The 21,644-nt window shown below is 43.3% G+C and carries 19 protein-coding genes; 12 read left to right on the top strand and 7 right to left on the bottom strand.

Annotation, left to right across the window (positions count from 1 at the left end):
- Nucleotides 1-200: 200 nt before the first annotated feature.
- Together FD12_RS12490 and FD12_RS12485 are read right to left on the bottom strand one after the other, a co-directional pair.
- The gene (locus FD12_RS12490; RefSeq protein WP_054747031.1) at nucleotides 201-764 is read right to left on the bottom strand and encodes a C40 family peptidase; all 564 of its coding nucleotides are present in this window, start codon (nucleotides 762-764) and stop codon (nucleotides 201-203) included.
- 458 nt (nucleotides 765-1,222) lie between these two features.
- Nucleotides 1,223-2,239 carry an aldose epimerase family protein gene (locus FD12_RS12485; protein WP_056983362.1) on the bottom strand — a complete coding sequence of 339 codons (1,017 nt, stop codon included), beginning with the start codon at nucleotides 2,237-2,239 and terminating at the stop codon, nucleotides 1,223-1,225.
- Nucleotides 2,240-2,559: 320 nt separating this feature from the next.
- Between FD12_RS12485 and FD12_RS12480 the strand changes: the two genes are divergently transcribed.
- The 6 genes from FD12_RS12480 (at nucleotide 2,560) to FD12_RS12455 (ending at nucleotide 9,314) form a co-directional block, all read left to right on the top strand.
- Nucleotides 2,560-2,745, top strand: a complete 186-nt coding sequence (locus FD12_RS12480; protein WP_056983361.1) for a hypothetical protein — start codon at nucleotides 2,560-2,562, stop codon at nucleotides 2,743-2,745.
- A gap of 66 nt (nucleotides 2,746-2,811) precedes the next feature.
- Complete coding sequence (locus FD12_RS12475) at nucleotides 2,812-3,894, top strand: GntR family transcriptional regulator (RefSeq protein ID WP_054747033.1); 1,083 nt, start codon at nucleotides 2,812-2,814, stop codon at nucleotides 3,892-3,894.
- A gap of 236 nt (nucleotides 3,895-4,130) precedes the next feature.
- Nucleotides 4,131-5,516, top strand: a complete 1,386-nt coding sequence (locus tag FD12_RS12470; RefSeq protein WP_054747036.1) for a sugar porter family MFS transporter — start codon at nucleotides 4,131-4,133, stop codon at nucleotides 5,514-5,516.
- A gap of 692 nt (nucleotides 5,517-6,208) precedes the next feature.
- Nucleotides 6,209-7,633, top strand: coding sequence for an L-arabinose isomerase (gene araA / locus FD12_RS12465; RefSeq protein ID WP_054747038.1), 1,425 nt, complete (start codon nucleotides 6,209-6,211; stop codon nucleotides 7,631-7,633).
- Nucleotides 7,634-7,880: 247 nt separating this feature from the next.
- The gene (locus FD12_RS12460; protein ID WP_056983360.1) at nucleotides 7,881-8,441 is read left to right on the top strand and encodes a sugar O-acetyltransferase; all 561 of its coding nucleotides are present in this window, start codon (nucleotides 7,881-7,883) and stop codon (nucleotides 8,439-8,441) included.
- Between the two features lie 15 nt (nucleotides 8,442-8,456).
- On the top strand, nucleotides 8,457-9,314 hold the full coding sequence (locus FD12_RS12455) for an aldo/keto reductase (protein ID WP_056983359.1): 858 nt from the start codon (nucleotides 8,457-8,459) through the stop codon (nucleotides 9,312-9,314).
- Nucleotides 9,315-9,710: 396 nt separating this feature from the next.
- Here the strand turns inward: FD12_RS12455 and FD12_RS12450 are convergent, their stop codons facing one another.
- Nucleotides 9,711-10,532: a ZIP family metal transporter gene (locus FD12_RS12450; protein WP_054747042.1), complete on the bottom strand. Its 822-nt coding sequence runs from the start codon at nucleotides 10,530-10,532 to the stop codon at nucleotides 9,711-9,713.
- Between the two features lie 197 nt (nucleotides 10,533-10,729).
- Between FD12_RS12450 and FD12_RS12445 the strand changes: the two genes are divergently transcribed.
- From FD12_RS12445 to FD12_RS12420, 6 genes are all read left to right on the top strand, one after another.
- Nucleotides 10,730-11,389, top strand: coding sequence for a histidine phosphatase family protein (locus FD12_RS12445; RefSeq protein ID WP_054747116.1), 660 nt, complete (start codon nucleotides 10,730-10,732; stop codon nucleotides 11,387-11,389).
- A 186-nt stretch (nucleotides 11,390-11,575) separates the two neighbouring features.
- Nucleotides 11,576-13,201 (top strand): ABC-F family ATP-binding cassette domain-containing protein, encoded by a 1,626-nt coding sequence (locus FD12_RS12440; protein ID WP_056983358.1) that lies wholly within the window; start codon nucleotides 11,576-11,578, stop codon nucleotides 13,199-13,201.
- 138 nt (nucleotides 13,202-13,339) lie between these two features.
- Entirely contained in the window at nucleotides 13,340-13,738 is a 399-nt protein-coding gene (locus FD12_RS12435; protein ID WP_056983357.1) for a hypothetical protein, read from the top strand.
- Between the two features lie 237 nt (nucleotides 13,739-13,975).
- A complete protein-coding gene (locus FD12_RS12430; protein WP_056983356.1) occupies nucleotides 13,976-14,293 on the top strand; it encodes a PadR family transcriptional regulator in 318 nt (105 codons plus the stop codon).
- On the top strand, nucleotides 14,286-14,918 hold the full coding sequence (locus tag FD12_RS12425) for a DUF1700 domain-containing protein (protein ID WP_054747044.1): 633 nt from the start codon (nucleotides 14,286-14,288) through the stop codon (nucleotides 14,916-14,918). The genes FD12_RS12430 and FD12_RS12425 overlap by 8 nt, the downstream gene beginning before the upstream one ends.
- The gene (locus FD12_RS12420; protein ID WP_054747046.1) at nucleotides 14,915-15,859 is read left to right on the top strand and encodes a DUF4097 family beta strand repeat-containing protein; all 945 of its coding nucleotides are present in this window, start codon (nucleotides 14,915-14,917) and stop codon (nucleotides 15,857-15,859) included. The genes FD12_RS12425 and FD12_RS12420 overlap by 4 nt, the downstream gene beginning before the upstream one ends.
- A 126-nt stretch (nucleotides 15,860-15,985) precedes the next feature.
- On the opposite strand, the gene gap is transcribed toward FD12_RS12420, so the two are convergent.
- The 4 genes from gap to FD12_RS12400 form a co-directional block, all read right to left on the bottom strand.
- The gene (gene gap / locus FD12_RS12415) at nucleotides 15,986-17,008 is read right to left on the bottom strand and encodes a type I glyceraldehyde-3-phosphate dehydrogenase (RefSeq protein ID WP_054747048.1); all 1,023 of its coding nucleotides are present in this window, start codon (nucleotides 17,006-17,008) and stop codon (nucleotides 15,986-15,988) included.
- Nucleotides 17,009-17,637: 629 nt separating this feature from the next.
- Nucleotides 17,638-19,050 (bottom strand): MFS transporter, encoded by a 1,413-nt coding sequence (locus tag FD12_RS12410; protein WP_056983355.1) that lies wholly within the window; start codon nucleotides 19,048-19,050, stop codon nucleotides 17,638-17,640.
- 15 nt (nucleotides 19,051-19,065) lie between these two features.
- Complete coding sequence (locus tag FD12_RS12405) at nucleotides 19,066-20,304, bottom strand: Fic family protein (protein WP_054747052.1); 1,239 nt, start codon at nucleotides 20,302-20,304, stop codon at nucleotides 19,066-19,068.
- A gap of 274 nt (nucleotides 20,305-20,578) precedes the next feature.
- A complete protein-coding gene (locus tag FD12_RS12400; RefSeq protein ID WP_056983354.1) occupies nucleotides 20,579-21,448 on the bottom strand; it encodes a DegV family protein in 870 nt (289 codons plus the stop codon).
- Nucleotides 21,449-21,644 lie beyond the last annotated feature (196 nt).

Genomic DNA, 21,644 nt, shown 5'->3' with positions numbered 1-21,644 from the left:
AGGCGAGATTGGGATTTTGATCTTAGAATTTAAATGAAAAAACGCCATGCATTCTCGCTTGGGAAATGCATGACGCTTTTTGACTTGAATGGCAGAAATCAGCTGTTTATTGCAAGCTTTCTCAATACAAAGAATGGTGAGTTAAGCTGCCTTACAGATGATTTGCCAACTAAAGGCTTAATGTTGTTGAAAAACTTCAATTATGAATTAACATGGCCCGCGAAGCTTGGCATGAAGGCACTATTAATTGTTTGAATTTCGACATTTTGACCTGGTTGAGGAGCGGCTACATATTGATTGTTGCCAACGTAGATAGCAACGTGGTACGAAGCGCCTTGACTGCCCCAGAAGAGTAGATCGCCGGGTTGAGCGGCAGAAACGGCCTCTTTAGTGACGTGGCTTTCTTGGGTGACAGTGTAATGCCCCAAGCTAATGCCGGCAGCCTTTTGGTATACATAGTCGGTCAGTCCGGAACAATCCATTCCTTTAAGTGACTCACCGCCCCAAACGTAAGGAATGTTTTGGTTGGCAAGTTGTTTGGCTAAGTTGACAACTGCATTGGCACTGGTGCTGGCATTATTGGCTGCTGGCGTCGTTGTTGTCGTTGAATTAGTTGTTGCTTTGGTGGGATAATTCGTCTGCTGATAGCTCGTTGACTGGCGAGCGGGATAGTTTGTAACTGTATCAGCACTCGCACTTGTGGCGGTTACGCCGAAGATGGCCCCGGCAGCTACCAAGCTCAAAATTGTTTTTGTGAATTTCAAAAGAACACCTCATTTTCTATTTTGTAGGTGTCATGATAATCCCCAAAAGTTTCAATTGAGTTACAGAAAATTTGTGATCCAATGACGAATCATTTCAGCCTGAAATAGTGTTAAAGATTTTATTGGGAAGTTTAAATAATGATTAAAATGGGTTGCTTTTGTTCAAAAAGCCAGAATTGGTATATGTCAAAACCAGCATGGCTTTGATACGATTCATTGAATAAACTGGCCATGTGAAAAAATGGCGAAATCAAAAGGATGGGATATTAGTCGGTTGAGAATTTATAAATGGAACTTGGCTTGCCACTCTTATATTGATAAAACTTGCGACAAACGGCTGATCCCGGCTATTTAACAAAAGAACCAACTATTCCAAAATCAGGAATAATTGGTCCTTTTCGTTAAATTCTGGGATCAAATCACCGTTTGTCCCAATCTAGAGTTGTTTCAATTCAAAATTAGAAGGTTGCTTTATAGCTAATTGAATAAGTCTTTTCTTCACCCTTTGGTAATAAGACGCTGCCAAAGCCTTCGTGATTTGGTGTATCTGGTAAGCTTTGAGCTTCAAGAGCAATTCCCATGTGAGGGACACCAGCGCCACGGTCGAACTTAAAGCCATCCAAATCATCTGGTGTGAAGACAACCAAAGCATCCCGGTTAGATTTGATTGCAACGCTGCGGCCTGATTCTGGATCAGTCAAGGTTGCAATTGGATCGGCTTCCTTGTGATCATTGATAACGTAAACTTCATCGTAAGTGTGGCCAACTTCAGCCTTCATGTCATCAATGCCCAGTTTGATGTTTTGAGGATCGCGGAAGTCATAAGCCGTGTCATCAACAGGAACCATCTTACCGGTTGGGGTCTTATCCTTGTTAAGTTCTAGATACTTGTCGGCGTTAATTTGAAGTGATTGACCATAGACATTTTGGCTGTCACTCAAATTAAAGTAGGCATGCTGAGTTGGGTTAAATAATGTATCAGCGTCACTCTTGGCGGTATAAGTAATCGTGACTTCATTGTCATCGTTCAAGCTGTAGGTAATCTTAACGTCAATGTTACCGGGGAATGAATCTTCGCTTGAGTCGATGTGTTTTGTGAAGACAATCTTGTCGCCGTCGAATGAACCGTCCCAGATTTGGGTGTTAAAGCCATGAGGGCCACCGTGCAACGTTGTCGTGCCTTCGTTAGCATCCACGTGATATTCCTTGCCCTTGATTGAGAAAGTTCCGTTGGTAATTCGGCCGGCAGTCCGTCCAATTGCTTGGCAGAAATACTGGTTCTTCATGTATTCTTCACTGCTTGGCATGCTTAACATGACATTTTCAGGTTGACCGTCTTTGCCCGGAATATTAAAGGCTTTCCAAGTAGCCCCTAAAGTAATTGCGGAAATTGAAACATCGTGATCATTCGTAACTGTAAACTTTTGAATCTCTTGACCCTTGTACGTATCAAAAACTTCTTGCTTAGTTTCCATCATCAATTCTCCTTAAATAATAAATTGTGGTTGTGTAACCGCTTTTATATGTATTATAATATTTTTTTGTATGGAGTTGCAATAGGAGAAAAGATATTTATCCGTATAAGTGTGTATGAATTGACCACAAAATATGATACTTTTATTATTGGAGAGTTATTCGAGAGTTGTTTAAAATTTAGGACAGCTGTGCAAAGCAACAATCTGCGCGTAAGCACCTCTCTCAAAAATTCCAAACCCGGGAATTTCCAAGAGAGGAGACTTACCCTCCGATTGTTGAGCCGCTTTGCTCCGCTCACTAAAAGAAGAAGGGAAGTACTATGCAAACTTTTTTACACGTCTTATCAGGGATCACTGATCTGCTGATTATTGTTTTTATTTTTTCTTGGATGTATGAATTTGCCAGAAAAGATCAGACAAAGCCGAATCACCATTTTGGTTGGTGGACATTGGCGGCAATTGCTGCAACGGCCGGGCTAATGTATTTAGCAGGACCGATTAAATGAGTGATAGGTACAGGTGGCCAGTTGAGTTAATAAGATTTCAAAATTCAGTAACGGGGGGATTCACTCATGGAAATTAAGTACGTCATGGTCAAGAAAAGTATCAAGGATAGCATTATTAATGGCAAGTACAAGATCAACGAGAAGATCCCAACTGAATCTGAATTGATGGGGATGTATTCTGTTAGTCGTTACACCATTCGTCGAGCCGTTGGTGATTTGGAACACGAAGGTTATATCTATCGAGTCCAGGGTGGTGGGATGTACGTTAATGATTGGATTAACCATAAGGTCCGTTCAGAACGTTCGAATCAAAGCGTGGGGGTGATTACGACCCACATTGCCGATTATATTTTTCCAAACATTATTAGCGGAATTGATCAAGTTATTTCAGCCGAAGGGTTGTCGGTCCTAATTGGCAATACTCATGACGAGTACGATAACGAACGCCATAATTTATTAAATATGTTGGACAACGATGTGGTCGGTTTTATTATTGAACCCACCCGCAGTACGCTTGAGAACCCTAACCTGGATGTTTATCAAATGATTGTGAACTCTGGCAAACCTGCCGTCTTCATGAACTCCCATTATCCACAACTTGATTTTCCGTACGTGGAAATTGATGATACCCAGGCTGAGAAAAAGATTGTGGATTATTTGCTGGATAACGGTCATGAACGGGTCTTGGGGATCTTCCAAGTGGATGATTTGCAGGGGGTTAACCGGATGAATGGGTTTATCAAGTCCTACCAGACCCATCCGGACGTATCGTCGTCTGGGGACATCATGATGTATCGATCTGGTGATGAGATTAACAGTGTTCTAAGCAAGATTAAGGATCGGGTAGATGTTCAATCAGAGAGCCGACCTACCGCAATTGTATGTTACAACGACCAACTTGCCATTGAAGTGATTGGCATGTTGAGTAAAGAGGGCATTTCAGTTCCCGGCGAAATTTCCGTGGCAGGGTTTGATGATTATGAAATTTCAAAGTTTGTTGATCCAAGTATTACAACAATGACCCATCCAAAACGTCACATGGGCGAAACGGCAGCCAAGTTGTTGCTTGATATGTTGGATAAAAATAAAGGTGACAACAAAATGCTGGATTCGGAACTGATTGTTAGGGATTCAACCAAGGGGATTTAAGCTAGTTGGTAAAACAAAACTGAATTTTACTAATAAAAAGAGTGCTGTAACCGTTGATATCGCGGTGCAGTGCTCTTTTTGATTTGTCCTGACGAATAATAAATTCTTGATTTATGCGTATGAATACCCTATACTGTCATTTGTAAGCGATGTCAGAAACCGTTTACAGTGTGCGCACAGTATTTTGTTTCTGCAATTTTTCTATTTTAGTAAATTAATCGAATGGGGTGCTTGAATTGAAGAGAGTTACAAATAATGGATTTATTTATACCTTCGGTGCCCTGGGTGGGTTACTTTTTGGTTATGATATTGCCTCAGTTTCTGGTGCAATTCTATTTATCCAAAAGCAACTTAACTTAGGACCATGGGAGCAAGGTTGGGTTGTTAGTTCCGTCTTGATTGGTGCCGTACTTGGTGCCTTGGGAACCAGTAAGTTTTTGGATACCTACGGGCGTCGTAAGTTACTCATTTGGGCTTCAGTCATCTTCTTTATCGGAGCCATTACATCGGGATTTGCACCGAACTTTGAAATCCTTGTTGGGACCAGAGTTATTCTCGGAATTGGTGTTGGGATTACTTCCGCATTGATTCCTGCATATCTGCACGAATTGGCTCCTAAACGGATGCATGGTGCGGTTGCGACGATGTTCCAGTTAATGATTATGATTGGTATTTTGCTGGCTTACATCTTGAACTACTCATTTGCTCATATGTATACTGGCTGGCGTTGGATGTTAGGCTTCGCTGCATTACCAGCTGCTATCCTGTTCTTCGGATCACTTTTCTTACCAGAAAGTCCACGATTCTTGGTTAAGATTGGTCACCTTGATGAAGCTAAGGGCGTTTTGCTCGATACCAACAAAGGTGATACCAAAGCCGTTGATACTGCGTTGACTGAAATCGAAGAAACTGCTAAACAACCAGTTGGTGGTTGGAAGGAATTGTTTGGTAAAGCCGTTCGACCAGCCTTGATTACTGGTCTTGGTGCCGCCGTCTTCCAGCAAGTTATTGGGAGTAACAGTGTGATTTTCTATGCACCAACGATCTTTACCGATGTTGGCTGGGGAGTGATCGCTGCTTTGCTTGCCCATATCGGAATTGGTGTTGTTAACGTTATTGTCACGATTGTGGCAATGCTGTTGATGGATAAAGTTGACCGTAAAAAGATGCTTATTTTCGGGGCATCTGGAATGGGTCTCTCATTAGTTGTGATGTATGTCATTTTGAAGTTTGATAACGGTTCTCAAGCTGCTGCCTATGTCAGTGCGATCGCTTTGACGGTCTACATTGCCTTTTACGCTTCAACCTGGGCCCCAATTACTTGGGTTCTGATTGGTGAAGTCTTCCCATTGAACATTCGTGGCCTTGGAACATCACTCTGTTCAGCAACCAACTGGCTCGCTGATATGGCCGTTTCATTGACTTTCCCAATGATGTTAAGTGCATGGGGACTCGACAATGCGTTCCTGTTCTATGCAATCATTTGTGGAATCGCTATTTGGTTCGTTCACAAGAAGTTTATCGAAACCCGTGGTAAGTCACTTGAAGAGATTGAACTTGATCTCCACAAGGCTGCAGGGATTAAAGAAGAAACTTCCGCAACCAATAATTCTAACAATTAATTAAAAACGAACCATTCTGGGCTTTGATGTCAGAATGGAAAATAAAAAATCAATTGTCCGTTGTTGGATGGTTGATTTTTTGTGTGGCTGGGGAATGGGGGCTTAGGTGCAGGATTGTAAGCCTTGGCTCACCTTTTTAGGACAGCTGTGCTAGGCAGAAATTTCCACATAAGCACCTCAATCATAAATCCTCAAAACCAGGATTTATGATTGAGGAGACTTATGTTCCAATTTCTAAGCGCCTAGCTCCGCACACTTGATTAGGACAGCTGCGTAAAGCAGAAACTTCCACCTAAGCACCTTCTACAAAAATCCCAAAACCGGGGATTTCTGCAGAAGGAGACTTAGGCTCCAGTCCCTAAGCGCTTTGCTGCGCTCACTTGGTTTAGGACAGCTCCGCAAAGCAGAAGTCTGCATGTAAGCACCTCTAAGAAAAATTCCAAGGGCAGGAATTTCCCTCAGAGGCGACTTACACTCCGACTTCTAAGCGCTTTGCTGCGCTCACTCAAAATTTTATGCTAACAAATTAAAAAAGTGATTGATTTATGCGTACAAATAATTTATAATAATTCATGTAAGCGATAACAGTAACTCAATTAATTGCTTATGTTGGCACAATTTGTTTGTTATAAATGCCTGGATGCTTGTGTTCAGACAGTAAAAAATATTTCATTACGAGGAGAGAAAACATTATGTTACAAGTTCCTGATTATGAATTTTGGTTCGTTACTGGTAGTCAACATCTTTACGGTGAAGAACAATTAAAGTCCGTTGAAAAAGATGCTAAGGACATGGTTGACAAGTTGAACGCCTCAGGCAAGTTGCCTTACCCAATCGTCTTCAAATTGGTTGCAACGACTGCTGACAGCATCACTAATTTAATGAAAGAAGTTAACTACAACGATAAAGTTGCCGGTGTGATTACTTGGATGCACACATTCTCACCAGCAAAGAACTGGATCCGTGGTACCAAGTTACTTCAAAAGCCTTTGCTTCACTTAGCAACTCAATACCTTGATCACATTCCATATGACACCATCGACTTTGATTACATGAACTTGAACCAAAGTGCTCATGGTGACCGTGAATACGGCTTTATCAATGCTCGCCTTCGCATGAACAACAAGATTGTTTACGGCTGGTGGGGTGATCCTGAAGTCCAAGACGAAATTGCTGATTGGGAAGACGTTGCAGTTGCTTACAACGAAAGCTTTAACATCAAGGTTGCCCGTTTTGGTGACAACATGAGAAACGTTGCCGTTACTGAAGGTGACAAGGTTGAAGCCCAAATTCAATTTGGCTGGACCGTTGATTACTACGCACTTGGTGACTTGGTACAATCAGTTAACGCCGTTTCAGAAGACGACATTGACAAGAAGTACAAAGAATTGCAAGACAAGTACGAATTTGTTCAAGGTGACAATGACAAAGACAAGTACGAACATTCAGTTCGTTACCAAATCCGTGAATACTTCGGTATCAAGAACTTCCTTGACAAAGGTAACTATTCAGCATTCACAACCAACTTCGAAGACCTTTATGGTTTGGAACAATTACCAGGCCTTGCAGCTCAATTATTGATGGCTGAAGGTTATGGCTTCGGTGCTGAAGGTGACTGGAAGACAGCTGCCTTGGATCGCTTGACTAAGATCATGACCCATAATGAAGGAACTGCATTCATGGAAGACTACACCCTTGAATTACAAAAGGGTAAGGAAGCTATCCTTGGATCACACATGCTTGAAGTTGACCCAAGTATCGCCAGCGACAAGCCTCGTGTTGAAGTTCACCCATTGGATATCGGTGGCAAAGCTGATCCAGCACGTTTGGTATTTACTGGCCGTGAAGGTGACGCAATGGATGTTACCATCTCTGACTTCGGTAACGAATACAGAATGATTGGTTACGCCGTTGACGGTCACAAAGCTCCAAAGCCAACTCCAAATCTTCCAGTTGCCAAACAAATGTGGACACCAAAGATGGGCTTGAAGAATGGTGCTACTCAATGGATCCATGATGGTGGTGGTCACCACACTGTTTTGACATTCAACGCAACTGAAACTCAATTCCAAGACTTAGCAACAATGTTCAACTTGACGTTTAACGACATCAAGTAGAGTGCGGAACCAAGCGGGAATAACCGGAGCATAAGTGTCTTGATCTGAAAATCCTGATTTTGGATTTACAGATCAAGTGCTTATGTGCAGGTTGTTGCTTGGTGGAGCACATTTCCGCTATGTCGCTTCAAACAACTCTTCAAACAAGGAACCATCCATATAAAACCTACGAAATGAGGTCGAGACAAGTCAATTTTGCCTCGACCTTGTTTCTGTACATAACCTTAAACTTAACTGGAGGATAACGATGACTTTAACTGAAAAAGAAAAAATGATTGCTGGTCAAAGGTATGTGAACAATGACCCCGAACTTGCCAAGGATCGGCGTCGCACCCGAAAATTAGTAAATGAATTTAACGATACGATGAAAACGGACCCTGATGCCGGTTCAGATATCATCAAGAAAATCTTTAAACGGACCGGAAAAAAAGTAGATATTCAAGCACCTTTCCAGTGCGACTATGGTTACAGCATTGAAGTTGGCGAGAACTTCTTTGCCAATTATGGTTGTACATTTATTGATGTTGGCAAGATTAAATTTGGTGATAATTGCCTGCTGGGGCCGAATGTTCAAATTTACACCGTCGACCATGCATTTGATGTCGCTGAACGAAACCGCGGCGTCGAAATTCCAGGACCAGTGACGATTGGCGATAACGTGTGGGCAGGAGGTAGTGCAATCATCACGCCTGGGGTCACGTTAGGCAATAATGTTATAATTGCCGCAGGTGCCGTTGTCACGAAATCATTTGGGGACAACGTCCTAATCGGTGGGAATCCTGCCAGAATCATTAAGAAACTAAAGTAACATTGGAGGAATTTGATGGATACGAAAAAAATCGATGCAAGAGTTAAGTTAGCCGACGGTCACACGATGCCCAATCAAGGCCTCGGGGTCTACAAGATGACTGAGGAACGGGAATTGATTGACTCGGTGAAGGCCGCCTATGATGCCGGCTATCGCTTGTTTGATACCGCTCAAATGTATGGCAACGAAGCCGCTGTTGGAAAAGCAATCAAAGAGTTGAACGTTGCTCGGGACGAGATTTTTGTAACCACTAAGGTGGCTGAAGCTAATCAGGGATACGACAAAGTGATGGGCTCTGTCGAAGAATCACTCAAGAAATTGCAGTTGGATTACGTTGATCTCCTGTTAGTTCATTGGCCAATTCACCAACACTTCTTTGAAACTTGGAAGGCCTTTGAAGCTTTGAAAGAACAAGGGTTAACTAAATCAATTGGAACCAGTAATTATGGCATGGTTCACTTGGAATACTTGGCAACCAAGGCAAATGAAATGCCAGTTCTGAACCAGCTGGAAGTGCACCCCTACTTATCTCAAGAGGCAATGACTCACTTTGATCGTGAAAACCACATTGTGACTCAAGCCTGGGCACCCCTTGGCCGGGGCAGAATTTTCGACGATCCAGTGATTTTGAAAATTGCCAAGCATCATGGCAAGTCAGCCGCTCAAATTATTTTGCGCTGGCACTTGCAACGGGGCGATTCGTTTATTCCCAAGTCCGTTCATCCAGATCGGATTAAACAAAATGCGGATATCTATGATTTTGAAATGACTGATGAGGAAATAGACTGGGTCAATGCGTTAAATAAAAATACGCGAATTAGCCAGGAGCCAGAAATGGTTTATGAGATTGGCCATCAATACCCACATCACTAAAAAACGGCTGTTAGTCTTCGATTCGATGGCATGGTGGATCAGTGGCATACCATTGTTTCTAAAAGAAACTGGTCATTGGATCATTAAACCAGGATTAAAATAAGTGACTTAAAAAGCGATCATTGGAATTCCAGTGATCGCTTTTTGAATGCTTCGATTGTTAAGAATTTGAGGTGCTTTGATTTCTAGTCCAGATTAGGATTGCGGGGTTATACGGAACTGCGGATTGGTGCTGTGGATCCGTTCATACTGAAGTAGTGGATTTTGTCTATATAGTGGAATCGTGCTTCGCAAAGCAATCACCTGCACATAAGCACCTCAATCATCAATCCCAAGCCCAGAAATTGATGATTGAGGACACTTATGCTCCGGTGATTAACCGTTTTACTTCGCACACTAACCTAATGCCACATCCAGCACCATCATCAACGTAAAGCCTGCCATAATACCAAAGATTGCCCAGTGTGATTCTTCTTTAGTTCTGGCGTGGGCTTCGGGGATCAGTTCCTTGCAGGCCACGTAAATCATTGCCCCAGCCGCGAATGCCAAGGCGTACGGCAAAATGGCATTCACCGATGCGACTAGCAATGCGCCCAAGACGCCGGCGATTGGCTCGACAATCCCACTCGATTGGCCGTACATGAACGCCCGAAAACGGGTCATGCCACTTTGACGTAAAGGGATCGAAACTGCAGCGCCTTCCGGAAAGTTTTGGAGGCCAATTCCGATTGCGACGGTCATTGCGGCTACAATCGCAGCAGTTTGGCTGCCATTTGGCGAAGCGCCGATTGCCCCAAAAGCAACGCCGACCGCCAGACCTTCGGGGATGTTATGCAGCGTAATCGAGAAAACCAGCAAAATTGCCCGTTTCAATTCCGCTTTCGAATTTTTCTCGTGACGATTATGTTTTAAATAAAGGGCCGGAATGATTTTGTCAGCCAAATACAGAAAGAAACCGCCGGCAATAAAGCCAATGGCAACGACCAGCCAAGGAATCCGATCCTGATTCTCAGCTAAGTTAATGGCTGGATCCAGTAGGGACCAAAAGGATGCCGCAATCATCACGCCAGCCGCGAATCCATACATGAGTGAAAGAGCGTTGTTGCGGATGGTTTTGAAGGCAAACACTAAGGCCGCACCCAAGGCAGTGACGCCCCAAGTAAAAAGGGTGGCGATGAGGGCCTGCTCCCAGGCAGAAAAGTTCAGTAAATTAATCATAGTAACCTCGCTTTTTTGATAGAGTAACTGTTATCTTAAGTATAACAAATTGCAACATTCTTAGGGGTTGGCCAAATGACGAAATTGTGGGTAGTTGCCGCAATTCAATTATTTTTGAAGATGATTTAAGTGATTAATGTTGCCTGATTAGATATACTTAAGTTGTGGACAAAATCTAAAGGAATGGGATGATTTTTTTGGCAAAGGTTACTGCATACATGGTGCGACATGGACAAACTTATTTGAATTTGTATAACAAGATTCAGGGGTGGATCGATTCGCCGTTGACGGACAAGGGTGTTCGCGATGCAGAGGGTGCTGGTGAACGACTCTCAAAGATTAATTTTGCGGCTTCTTTTTCCAGCGATTCAGGACGGGCAATCGATACCGCCAAAATTATTTTGCGGAAGAATCCACATAACATGAACATCGTCAGTTATCAGTATCCTGAGCTTAGAGAACAATTCCACGGTTACTTTGAAGGTAACGACGCCAATCAAATGTGGCAGTTTGTGGGTGCTCAAGTCAAAACAACCAATGAAAAAGAAGTCTTAAAAGACTTTGGTTTGGAACGGGCGCGGGACCTCATTCATCACGCCGATCTCTATAACCAAGCTGAGAACAATGACATGTTTTGGAAACGCCTGAACCGCGGCTTTGACAAAATTCGAGAGAATACCCATGACGGTCAACAAATATTAATCGTTTCTCATGGGATTACAATTCGTTCGATTGTTGACCGCTATGCCCCACAGTTGGATTTAGGCCAGCCAACCGATAACGGGAGTGTCACCAAGTTGATTATCTCTGACGATGATATTCAAGTTGAATACTTTAATAATCTCGGCGAGGTATAGTGTTGTTTAACGTCGCCGGATATGATATATTTGTTTGATAGTGCGACGAGACTCGGGGCAACCCGGAAGCCTAACAAAGCAGTCAATGATGAACGCTCTTGTTCGTTGTTGACTGCTTTGATTTATGCAGGCTGTCGCCAAGCAGGCGAAGTTTATTTTTTAGGCAAGAAACAGTGAGGTAAATCAATGATTACGATTTCAGACATGGGATTACAAATCTCAGGTAAAAAACTATACGACAACGTTAACTTAAAGTTCACGCCAGGTAATTGCTATGGCGTCATCGGAGCCAATGGTGCCGGCAAATCCACCTTCTTAAGATTATTAGAAGGTGAACTGACACCGTCAACCGGCGAGATTCATATTGATAAAAACGAACGGATTTCCAGCTTGAGCCAGGATCATTACGGCTTTGAAGACCAGACCGTCCTCCAAACTGTCATTCAGGGTTATCAACATTTGGCTGACATCATGGCTGAAAAGGATGCTTTATATGCCAAACCGGATTTTTCCGATGAAGATGGGATCAAGGCAGCCAATTTGGAAGCCGAGTTCGCTGAAATGGACGGCTGGAACGCCGAAGCCGATGCCTCGCAATTATTGCAGTCGTTGGAGATCCCTGAAGACCTTCATCAACAGCTGATGAGTGAATTAACGGAAGGCCAAAAGGTGAAAGTATTGCTGGCCCGGGCTTTATTTGGCGAACCCGATGTTTTATTACTGGATGAGCCAACCAACGGGCTTGATGTATACACAATTGAATGGTTGGAAAACTTCCTGGCTGACTATCCAAACATTACGATTATCGTTTCTCATGACCGCCATTTCTTGAATCAGACTTGTACAATGATGTGCGATGTTGATTTTGGTGAGATCAAAATGTACGTGGGTAACTATGACTTCTGGCTGCAATCCAGTCAGCTCGCTGCCAAAATGCGGGCAGATTCCAATGCCAAGAAGGAAGACAAGATCAAGGAACTTCAGGCATTCGTCGCCCGGTTTAGCGCCAATGCTTCCAAATCAAAGCAGGCGACTTCGCGAAAGAAGCAGCTTGATAAGATCTCCCTGGATGACATTAAGCCATCGTCACGGAAATACCCATTTATTCACTTTGAGCAGGAACGTCAGTTGGGCAATGATCTCTTACGAGTGGATAAAGTCTCCAAAACTATTGACGGGGTCACAATTCTTGATAACGTCACCTTTACTTTGCGCCCTGGCGACAAGACTGCTTTGGTGAGCCGAAATGATTTGGCATCAACGACTTTAATGCAGATCTTGGCAGGCACAATGAAACCAGATACCGGTGAAATTACTTGGGGCCAAACAGTGGAAATGACATCGATTCCAAAGGACTTCTCGGCGGAGTTCAATGACAACAAGTTGCGGATCATTGATTGGTTACGCCAATATGCCCAAAAAGGCAATGATGATGACGCGTTCTTGCGGGGCTTCCTGGGACGGATGCTGTTCTCAGGCGATGACGTGAACAAAGAAGTGAGTGTCTTATCTGGAGGCGAAAAAGTCCGGTGCATGCTGTCAAAGATGATGCTGCAGAAAGGCAACACGCTTCTGTTAGATGATCCAACCAATCACTTGGATTTGGAATCAATTACCTCGTTGAATGAGGGATTAGTTGCTTTCCCAGGGTCGATCATCTTTACATCTCATGATCATGAGTTTATCCAAACAATTGCCAACCATATTATCGAAGTTTCCAACAACGGGATTATCGATAAAGCTGATACGACCTATGATGAATTTATCAACCATCCTGATGTTCAAAAGAAATTGAGCGATATGTACGATTAGCCACCCAAAGCATTTCCAAAAAGGACGATCAGTTCCAGTTGAATAATGGTGAGGAGTCAAAATTTCCCCAGCCAAGCCAAATTCCCCTTATAATTCTGATAACAGCGTTACTTCAGGATTGCTTAAGGGGGATTTTTAATGTCACAGGAATTAGGAACCAATGATTTAGGCACTTATGACTACGTTGCCCGCGTCTATAACCAAAATATGCGGTTGACGGACTATCGGCTACCGGAGTCGGTTGAAGATGGTGCGGTGGTTCTATTTGATACCGACCAGATTAAACTGACGATGCAGATTAATCACCAACGGGTCGAAAAAATCACCATTGAGACACCCGAACCCCAGTCATCAACATATATGCAGGTGTTTGAAGGCTTTGAATTTGGCCTTGATGCGCTAGGAACCTGGATCAACACGTATCACCGGTCGACATCGCAACACGGATCCGCCGCTGACGTGGTGAATGGGATTTTGGCCAGTTATAATACGACCCCAGACAATGTTCTGACGGTTAGTTTGACTCGAGCAAAGTAATCGGCCGACTTTCTTTTAAACTATTTATAATGTTCGTTTAAGCCAATAGCCTAATTATTCCTTTTGATCGGAGTGACTGGAGCTGTTGGCTTTTTTGGTTCCAAATAACATCGTAAAACGACTTTTTTGAGAGGTTTGCGGTGATTAATCAGACTCATTGTTGACAAAAGGAGCAGAGATCGATATTATGTATATGAAATCATATTATATATAAAATAGTATTACAGAGGTGACAATATGGCTATTCAGATGAGTTCGGAGCTATTAGACGGTTGTGTCCTGGGCCTCTTAGTCCATGATGATTATTATGGCTATGCCCTTACTCAAAAAATTCAGGAATCCATTTCAGTTTCCGAATCGACGATGTATCCGGTCCTTCGGCGGCTGAAGAAGAACGATTTATTAACAACGTACGATCAGCCTTATCAGGGGCGAAATCGGCGGTACTATAAAATTACTGCAGAGGGAAAGCGGCAGTTAAGCGTGATTCAACAAGAATGGCAAGACTTTAAAGTTGGGGTAGATAAAATGTTGGGAGATGAAACGAATGGATGATTATATAACCGAATTAACGGCTTTGTTGGGGCAACTGGATCCCGATGAACGCAATGAAGTGGTTGATTTCTATACCGAATATTTACAGGATGGGAACTTCACCACTTACAACGATTGTGTTCGTGAATTGGGGACCCCACGGCAGCTAACCAGAAAAATTTTAGCTGACTATTCGATCAAGAACTTGGATGCTGGCAGTAGCACCCAGTCGCGAACGGCCAAGCCTAAGGAAGATATGAAGACAGTTTGGCTGATTATCCTGGCTGTTTTATCTACGCCAGTTACAATTCCATTGGCGCTTGGATTAGCAGGGTTGTCAATTGGCGTTTTCGCGGCAGCCTTTGGCATCATCGTTGGGCTCCTTGGCTTAATTTTTGGGGTCGTCGTCAGTGGGCTGGCCAGCTTGGTTATCGGCATCAGCATCTTACCGAGCGACATTTGGTTGGGCGTTCTCTACACTGGCATCGGCATTGCCTTTGTTGGCCTAATTATCTTGATGACACCATTATTTTCAGCCGCCTTTAACGGCGTGGTCCGTGGGGTCACCACTTTTTCTCGCTGGGCGTACCAGAAGATTGTGCCAAAGAATCGAGCTGAGAAGCATGGAAGGAGACGACAAAAATGAAGAAATCAATTGTGATTGGTTCAGCATTAACCATCATTGGTGTCATCATGGTCGCAGTTGCCCTCGGCCATACTGGTTTTAAGCCAATTGTTTGGGCCAATGGATTTAAGGTTGACGACGAGCAGGGCACGGCAATGAAAATGAAAACCAAACAGCTGAACCGGTCATTTGACCAACTGAATTTTACAACTGATAGTGAAGTGGTGGTTCAACCCGGCAACGTGAAGCGGCCGACAATTGCCTATCCGAAATTCAACACGGTTAGTCAGACGGGAAAAACACTCACAATTAAGGGTGAGCAGCAACATCACACCCGCATTATGGGCTTGAGTATTAGCAGCTATCAAAATGATGGCGGGAAGATAACGATCACCTTGCCGAAGCATACGCAATTAACCCATATTGATGGTCATAATGACAATGAAGTTTCATTAACCAACGTTGCTGTCAATCAACTTCAGTTGGCTGGAGATGCAGAAATTAATTTGGAAAACGTGACTGCCAAAGCCGCGCTTGAATTAAAGAATACCGATGATACCACCTTGAAGAATGTCACCGCGCCTGGAATTACCCAAAGTAGTGATGGTGGGGATCTAACTTATCAAAATTCGAATTTCACAACTGGAACGGCGACGATATCCACAGCCGGTGGTGACGTTTCGTTTACCGCCACCAAGTTGAAGGATGCTGTGCTTAATACGGATGGCGGCGATGTTGTTTTGGATAATAACCGGGTCAAAAGTTCGCTGACTGCCAGCACCGATGGTGGGGATATTGATGCAACGATTCCTAACCGCAAGCAGGTGCAGGTCAGTGCCAGCGCTGACGGTGGCGATGTATCCCTATTCGGTCAATCGGGCAACCATTCGTGGCAAATCGCTCAGAATAACCGGCCACTCTACCGATTAACTTCTGATGGTGGGGATATCACAGTTCGATAGAAATGAATTTGAGCATTTTAATCATCAGGTTTTAAGCATGAACTAACTAAAAAAATCCGCAAAATCAACGAACTTCGAGTCGTCGACTTTGCGGATTTTTAATTGGAATGAAGCTTATTTAAATGATTAGTTCAAGCCAGATACTTCAGCGAATTTCTTGGCGGTGCGGACCATGTTTGAAACGAAACCATATTCGTTATCGAACCAGGTTGCAGTCTTGACCACTTGGAAATCACCGTTCGAGGTTACTTCCGTCAAAGTTGGATCGTAAACGGCCCCGTGGGTGTCACCGATGATGTCTGAAGAAACAATTTCGTCATCGTTCCAGCCAAATGCTGGGTTGTTGTCAGTGTGTGGTTTGATGGCATCGTTAACTTGATCGGCGGTTACTTTAGTCTTAAGAACGGAAACTAATTCACAAACCGAGCCATCAACAACGGCAACTCGTTGGGCGTGACCTTGTAAGTGACCTTCAAGCTCTGGAATAACCAAGCCGATTGCTTTAGCAGCTCCAGTTGAATGAGGAATGGTGTTGGCAGAAGCGGTTCGGTTAGGTCGGAACTTCTTGCCTTTAGGTCCATCAAGAATCATCTGCGAACTGGTAAATGCGTGAATCGCTGTCATCGTGCCGACTTCCAAGCCAAATTCTTTGTTGAGGAAGTAAGCCATTGGTGCTAATGCGTTGGTGGTGCAAGAACCAGCCGAGATGATTTGATCGTCTGCGGTTAAGGTATCGTCGTTAACGTTATAAACAATTGTCTTCATTGGCCCAGCGGGTGCTGAGATCAGGACTTTCTTAACCCCGGCGTCCAAATGAGCTTGTGATTTTTCTTTTGAAGTATAGAAACCAGTACATTCAAGGACTAAATCTACCCCATTATCTTTAACCCAAGGAATCTGGCTGGCATCTTTTTCCGCGTAAACCCGGTACTTCTTGCCATCAACAACCAATGAATCATCCGTTGAAGAAATATCGTAAGGCAGGGTACCGTGGGTTGAATCATATTTGAATAAATATGCGAGCATTGACGGACTGGTTAAATCGTTGATTGCAACAACTTCCAAGTCCGGATCGTTGATTTCCAAAATACGGCGTAAAATCAAGCGGCCGATTCGTCCAAAACCATTAATTCCAACTTTTACCATAATTGAAGTCCCCCTTTAAAACAGTGAGCGGAGCAAAGCGGTTAGGAATCGGAGTGTAAGTCGCCTTGGAGGGAGATTCCCGGTCCTGGAATCTTTCTCCAAGGTGCTTGCGCGCAGATTCCTGCTTTGCAGAGCTGTCCTAAAAACAAGTGAGCGGAGTCAGGCGTCTAGAAACCGGAGTATAAGTCTCCTTGGGCAGAAATTCCCGATTTTGGAATTTTTGACCAAGGTGCTTATGCGCAGGTTTCTGCCTGACGCAGCTGTCCTAAAAACAGTGAGCAGATCCAAGCGCTTAGAAGTCGGAGTGTAAGTCGCCAGTGAGGTAAATTCCCGGTTCTGGAATTTTCCTTACTGGTGCTTACATGCAGACTTCTGCTTGGAGGAGCTGTCCTAAAACAGTGAGCGGAGTAAAGCGGTTAGAAACTGGAACCTAAGTCTCCTTCTGCAGGAATCCCTGGTTTTGGGATTTTTGCAGAAGGTGCTTAGGTGGAAGTTTCTGCTTTACGCAGCTGTCCTAAACCGAAGCAACAGTCAATGTAGCTATTTACTGATACTAAATAACCAAATTCAGATTAACTGGTTTTGAATTGAAATTCAAACAAAAAGCCTTGTGCACAATGGAAAGGTTGAAATTAATTAGTTTGGGGTGATTGATGCCGCCGCTGAATTCTAAAGTTGATAATGGTAGCGATAAGGGCGGCTGCACTCAAGAGGGTGGCGAGTAAGAAATCGTAGCGGCCACCGATAAACGAACGGGCAGCTAAATTGCCGGTGCCGTTGTTTTGACTGATTGCCATGACCGCTGCCATAATCCCAACACCAATGGAGCCGGCAAATTGTTGGAGCATGCTGAAAAAGGAGTTGACGTCAGCCGTATATTGCTCGGGAACGTTTAGCATTGCGTTGGAAATCGTGTTTGAAAAGCCCATGTTGAAGCCAAATCGGAGAAACGAATAAACCAACAGAATGATCCAGGCTGTTAGCAAGCTTTGGATACCAAAGAAAATGCCACCACCCAAAGTCATTGAGATCAAACCGAGGATAATCGGTAACGCGTAACCCTTGATATCAGCCAGATGACCGGCATACGGAGAAATTGCGGCACCGACTAATGAACCGGGCAATAAAACCAAGCCGGCGATAAATGGTGACGTATGCAGAACATATTGACAATAAACCGGAATCAGAAACGAAACGCCAATATTCACAAATTGCAGCACAAAATAGGTGAAGGCCGATAGGGAAGTTGACAACCATTTTAAAATTTTAATATCCAATAACTGCGAGGATCCGTGGGTATCCGAATAGATGAATAGTCCCAGCGCAATCAAGCCGATGAGAAATGGCAGCACGACAGCAGAACTGAAGACGGGATACTTGCCGGCCTTACTGACGGCGAAGACCATTGAAAATAGGGTGGTCGCCAACAATGCCAGACTTAAGATGTCAAAAGAACCGGTGCCAACTGGATCGATTCGGATGTAGTGGGAGCCAAGCCACCAACTAATTACGATGATCGGCAGAATCAGCCAGAAGATCATTCGCCATGACATGGTTGAAGAAACGGTTCCCCCATAGGTTGGCCCTAATGCCGGGGCCAGTGAAATGACCATCCCGGCCAACCCGGTCATTGAACCAATTCGCCCGGCTGGAATCTTGTTGAAGATGATATGGAACATCAATGGCGTGGATAATCCGGTGGCGATTGCTTGAATGAGCCGACCAGTTAGCAGTATCGAAAAGGTTGGCGACGTGGCACACATGACATCACCGATTACAAAGGCAATTGCCGCAAATAGATGGATCCGTTGTGACTTGAATTTTTTCAACAGGAAAGCCGTTGTTGCCATGACGATGGTGACCATCAACAGATAACCAGTGGTGATCCATTGAACCGTATCCAAGGAAACGTTGAAGATCCTGGTGAGCTCAGGAAAAGTCACATTCATCGATGTTTCGGTGAGGATTCCCGTAAATGAGAGTAGCGCTGCTGCTAGTAAAGCCAGCATTGTTTGCCGGCTAATTTTTTCGTTGTTGATTGTCATGATTTCATCTCTTCTTTATTCAAGATCGTTTTTAACAAGAAAGTCCTGAGTTAATTTTCGTGTGAGTGGCGAGTGCTTGGTTACTTCCAGAATATTGTCTTTGGTCAACGAGTCCAATATTCTCCTTGTCTTGGTATTGGCGATGTTAGTGGTGGCCAATTGGAGCTCTCTATCTTCAAGACCATCACTAATGTCATTAAACAGAAATGATTGGGCATAGATGAAGAGAACTTCTCTGACATTTTCATCAGTGAATGTTCGTTTAAGTGTTGCCCCAATTGCGTCTAATCGCCGACTATTTTCTCTGAATTTCTGGATTAAAGCAATCTGGCCTTTCGCAAGAATCTTCATCATTTCCAAGACGAAGAAGGTGATCTCACCCATATTACGTTCATCGCCGACCTCTTGAAAAGCAGAATAGTACTTATTTCGATTCTTGTTAATTTCGCTTGAAAAAGTAATGGCTGTCATCGGATCAAGCTTGTAGCCAATGTAAACACAGGCAATGTATCTCCCAGTTCGGCCGTTACCGTCATTGAAGGGATGAATATATTCAAAATAATAGTGGGCAATAAAAGTTTTGATTAAAAATGGCACGGTATCATCGTTGATAAATGAAATCCAATCAATGAGGTCTGGAGAAAAATCGGCTTCAAATTCTTTCGGTAAATGGACGGTATTGGTTTCATTCCCAATGCGAACAAAGCGGTTCCTGAAAAGCTTGCCATCAGGAATGCGATCCGGAGAAATTTCACCGGCCAACAAGAAATCATAGATTTTTCTAATATCTTCTAAAGATCTGATTTGGAGATTTTCGCGATTTTGAATTTTAAGATACATTTTGGCAAACGATTGTAATCGGCTCTTTTCTTCAGAACGATTTTGAGCCGCTGCAATTGCCTGATTAACTTCCTTATTGGTTGTTTTGACCCCTTCAATTTCATTTGTACTTCGAATTTCATTTGAGAGGGTGTTAAGAAACATCTGACTAGAGGCAATGCCCGGCAATTCAGCCATTAGTTTTGTGATTTCGGTAGAATTTTGCTGGATTTGATCCTGTAGCCTGAGGATCTCCTGGATGGGTAGTAGAAAGAGTGGAAAAACAGTTGCTTGCTTAATGCCCTTTCTCATCGGATTAATTTTGAGATTTGTGATGATGCTGGTCGGGGAGTTAAATCGATTTTGATATTCCGCTTTGATGTTAGCAGTCGGATGCTCATATTTAAAAACTTTCAAATTATGATAATTTGCCATAATTGATTTACCTTCTGCTTTCGAATTTTGATGATGATTGAAAACCTGAGAGTTTAGAATTAAGTGTATTTTGAAATAGTAGCCATATTTGCAATTCTTAGTAATTATATTATGCCGAGACTTGAAAAAATGGTGATATTTTAAAATTCAACTTAAATTTTATCATAGGTTATCTAAAATATCATAAAATTTAAAATCTCAGCGAATGGTGCGTGGCCAATTTCAATAAAGGGCGACAAAAAAGCGAGTGGTAATTCACTCGCTGTGGTTCAAGTTACTTGCTAAGTTTATCCCAATCAATATCCCAAACAACGCCCATGGCTTTTTCACCAGTGTGAACAGTGATTGCTGGGCTAATTTGATACGTGCTGATGGAGACGGTTGGAAATTCTTCATGGAATCGGTTAACCCAAGCTTCACTGAGCTTTGGATTGTTGGCGTCAACTACCGAAATTCTCATCGGCAGCTGAAAGGCAGGTTGACTTTCGGTGATGAATTTGACGATGTGTTCAAGTGACTGCTTCATCGTGCGATCTTTGGCCAAGGGAACAATTTTCCCAGCCTCATCGAAAGTTAACATTGGCTTGATTTTCAGTAGATTGCCAAAAAAAGCTGAGGTGTTGGAGATCCGACCCGTTCGCTGGAGATGCGATAAGCTGTCAACCACCAGACAAACGTGAATGGAGTCTCTCAATTGGGCTAGTTTTGGCATAATGGTGGCGGCATTTTCACCAACCAGTGCCAACTTGCCGGCAAGCAGTGCCAAGTCAGCTTCCCCCGCGCTGGCGATTTTCGAATCGAATGGGTACACCTTAATATTGGTCACTTGCTGGCTGTAGGCAACCAAGTTTTCGTAAAACGAGGTGATCCCAGAGGACAGATTGACACAGATGACCTCATCGAATCCCTGTTCACTGAGTTGGTCAAATGCTGCCTGCATCTGGCCCATTGTGACTTGGGCGGTTGTCGGCAGTTGATCAGTTTCAGCCAATTTCTTGAGAAAGGCTTCAGAGGTGATATCAACACCATCGCGATATTGCGTTTGACCAAAAATCACGGTGATTGGTAAAACGGTGATCCGGTATTTATTAGCCAGTTCCTTATCAAGATAGCTGGCACTATCAGTTATTACGGCTGTTTTCATATTCAAATTCCTCTCCTACGGGGTTCTTTATCATTCTAACCTTGATTTGAAAGGAATACAAAGGAAGCGCGCTTGAAAAATCAAAAAAAGTTGTCGCAAATTTGAATTATTTTAATTTTCTTATTTACTTTTCATAATCAACATGATAATATCTTATTCAACCCATGAAAAGAGGAAATCGACATGAAAAAAACTA

This window comes from Lentilactobacillus rapi DSM 19907 = JCM 15042 (assembly GCF_001436255.1).
Classification (GTDB): Bacteria; Bacillota; Bacilli; order Lactobacillales; family Lactobacillaceae; genus Lentilactobacillus; species Lentilactobacillus rapi.
This window is presented reverse-complemented; position numbering and strand designations above follow the sequence as displayed.